This is a genomic window from Acinetobacter sp. TY2, from assembly GCF_046269225.1.
In the GTDB taxonomy this organism is placed as follows: domain Bacteria; phylum Pseudomonadota; class Gammaproteobacteria; order Pseudomonadales; family Moraxellaceae; genus Acinetobacter.
In genome coordinates this window covers 1-2,509 of record NZ_JBJZOR010000059.1, presented here as the reverse complement: position 1 = coordinate 2,509, position 2,509 = coordinate 1, and the positions used below count along the sequence as shown (strand labels likewise).

The following is a 2,509-nucleotide window of genomic DNA, read 5'->3' as shown; positions in this document are numbered from 1 at the left end:
AACCGCCAAAGCTTGAGCTGAAAATGCTTCATTTAGTTCAATCACATCCATCTGCTCTAATGTTAGATTGGCTTGTTTGAGTAGCTTTTTGATAGCAGGTGCAGGGGCAAAGCCCATAATGCGAGGTTCAACACCGACAGTGGTTGCCCCAATGATTTTGGCACGTGGTTTTAAACTGTATTTTTCAACAGCTTCATCAGACGCAATCAATAAAGCGGCTGCACCATCGTTAATACCTGAGGCATTTCCCGCTGTCACAGTACCTTCAACTTTGACCACGGGTTTTAACTTGGTCAGGGCTTCAATTGTTGTGGCACGTGGATGTTCATCTTTTGCCACCACAATTGGATCGCCTTTACGCTGTGGAATCGTCACTGCAATGATTTCTTTATCGAAGAAACCATTTGCTTGTGCCGTAGCAGTACGTTGCTGACTAATAAGCGCAAACTGGTCTTGATCCGCACGATTAATATTGAATTGCTCAGCCACGTTTTCCGCAGTCTGTGGCATGGTTTCTACACCATATAACTCTTTGAGTTTTGGATTGATAAAACGCCACCCCATGGTGGTGTCTTCCATCTTTTGACCACGACCAAATGCAGATTCTGATTTACCCATGACAAAAGGTGCGCGTGACATTGACTCTACACCACCTGCGATGATGAGATCAGCTTCACCTGCTTTAATGGCGCGTGCTGCCATTGCGACAGCATCAAGCGAAGAACCGCATAAACGATTTACTGTGGTTGCAGGCACTTGGTATGGTACACCTGCAAGGAGTGCCGACATACGACCAACATTGCGATTGTCTTCACCTGCTTGGTTGGCACAGCCGTAAATCACATCATCAACTTTTTCCCAATCAACGCTTGGATTGCGTTCCATTAAAGCTTTAAGTGGAATAGCACCCAAATCATCGGTACGTAAAGTGGATAAACCACCTGCGTATCGACCAAATGGGGTACGGATGGCATCAATAATATAGGCATTTTTCATTTTTAAATCCTAAAAGAAAGCTCCTCCCTTTTTTAAAGGGTGAGCAGTCTTACTGCGCAAGGAGGGATTTAAGGGAACTAAAACCAATGGTTTAATCCTCCCTAAATCCCTCCTTTAAAAAGGAGGGACTTTTCGACCTCTTTAAAAAGAGGTGTTAGGGGCGTTACTTTTGGGTTGCATCAATCAATTTTGCACCTGTCATTGACTGCAATTCATCAAAAGATAAGCCTTCAACTTTTTCAATCACTTTCATGCCTTCCACCGTCACATCAATCACACATAAATCTGTGTAAATACGATCGACACATTTCAAACCTGTGGCAGGATAATCAAGGGTTGCAACGATTTTAGGTTCGCCTTTTTTGGTGACATGATCTGTGGTAATAAACACTTTTTTGGCACCAACCGCTAAGTCCATCGCACCGCCCACCGCGGGAATTGCATCAGGTGCACCTGTATGCCAATTCGCTAAGTCACCATTTTCAGCCACTTGGAATGCACCTAAAACGGCAATATCTAAATGACCACCGCGCATCATGGCAAATGAATCGCCATGATGGAAATAAGCACCACCATCAAGTAAAGTGACAAATTCTTTACCTGCGTTAATAAGTTCAGGATCACGATCTTCTTCAGCAGGTGGTGGGCCAAAGGCTAATAAACCATTTTCAGAATGAAGAAATACGTCTTTGTCACTTGGTAAATAGCTTGAAATCTTGGTTGGTAAACCAATACCTAAGTTGACATAAGCACCATCAGGAATATCTTGTGCAACACGTTCAGCAATTTGGTCACGGCTTAGTTTGGTATAGCTCATTTTTTAAATCTCCGAATCCAATAGTTACTGTGCAGGTTGAACTTGTACAACGTGCTGTACAAAAATGCCTGCGGTGATGATATGCTCAGGATCTAAAGCCCCAAGCTCAACTATTTCAGAGACTTGTGCGATAGTGACATCAGCCGCCATTGCCATGATTGGACCAAAGTTACGTGCCGATTTACGATAAACAAGGTTTCCCCAACGGTCGCCTTGGTGTGCTTTTATGAGTGCAAAGTCAGCTTTAATTGGATTTTCGAGGACGAAGTCTTTGCCTTCGTAATTCAGTGTTGGTTTGCCTTCAGCAAGCAAAGTTCCAAAACCTGTTGGGGTATAGATTGGACCAAGTCCCATGCCCGCAGCTTGAATACGACACGCCAAGTTGCCTTGTGGGACCAGTTCTAATTCAATTTTGCCAGCGCGGTAAATTTCATCAAAAATATAAGAGTCTGATTGACGAGGGAAAGAACAAATAATTTTACGTACAGCACCCGTTTTAAGTAGTTTAGCCAAGCCATAATCGCCATTGCCTGCGTTATTATTAACAATGACAAGATCTTTAATGCCAAGCTCAATTAAACCATCAATCAGTTCAGCAGGCTGTCCAGCTGTACCAAAACCGCCAATCATGATGATTGAGCCATCTTTAATTTGGGAAAGTGCTTCTGTTAATGAAGCGGTACTTTTATCAATCAT

3 protein-coding genes are annotated in these 2,509 nt (G+C 43.2%); all 3 read right to left on the bottom strand.

Annotation, left to right across the window (positions count from 1 at the left end; translation table 11 throughout):
- Positions 1-996 (bottom strand): 3-oxoadipyl-CoA thiolase (gene pcaF / locus ACK1JC_RS16965; protein ID WP_409512969.1); only part of this gene is annotated, 996 nt, incomplete at its 3' end.
- A gap of 163 nt (positions 997-1,159) precedes the next feature.
- A complete protein-coding gene (locus tag ACK1JC_RS16960; RefSeq protein ID WP_409512968.1) occupies positions 1,160-1,813 on the bottom strand; it encodes a 3-oxoacid CoA-transferase subunit B in 654 nt (217 codons plus the stop codon).
- Positions 1,814-1,837: 24 nt separating this feature from the next.
- Complete coding sequence (locus ACK1JC_RS16955; protein WP_409512967.1) at positions 1,838-2,509, bottom strand: 3-oxoacid CoA-transferase subunit A; 672 nt, start codon at positions 2,507-2,509, stop codon at positions 1,838-1,840.

What these genes read in the sequence shown, in the direction of transcription:
- ACK1JC_RS16960 (WP_409512968.1), bottom strand. Translation starts at nt 1,813, where the DNA reads ATGAGCTATACCAAACTAAGCCGTGACCAAATTGCTGAACGTGTTGCA.
- ACK1JC_RS16955 (WP_409512967.1), bottom strand. Translation starts at nt 2,509, where the DNA reads ATGATTGATAAAAGTACCGCTTCATTAACAGAAGCACTTTCCCAAATT.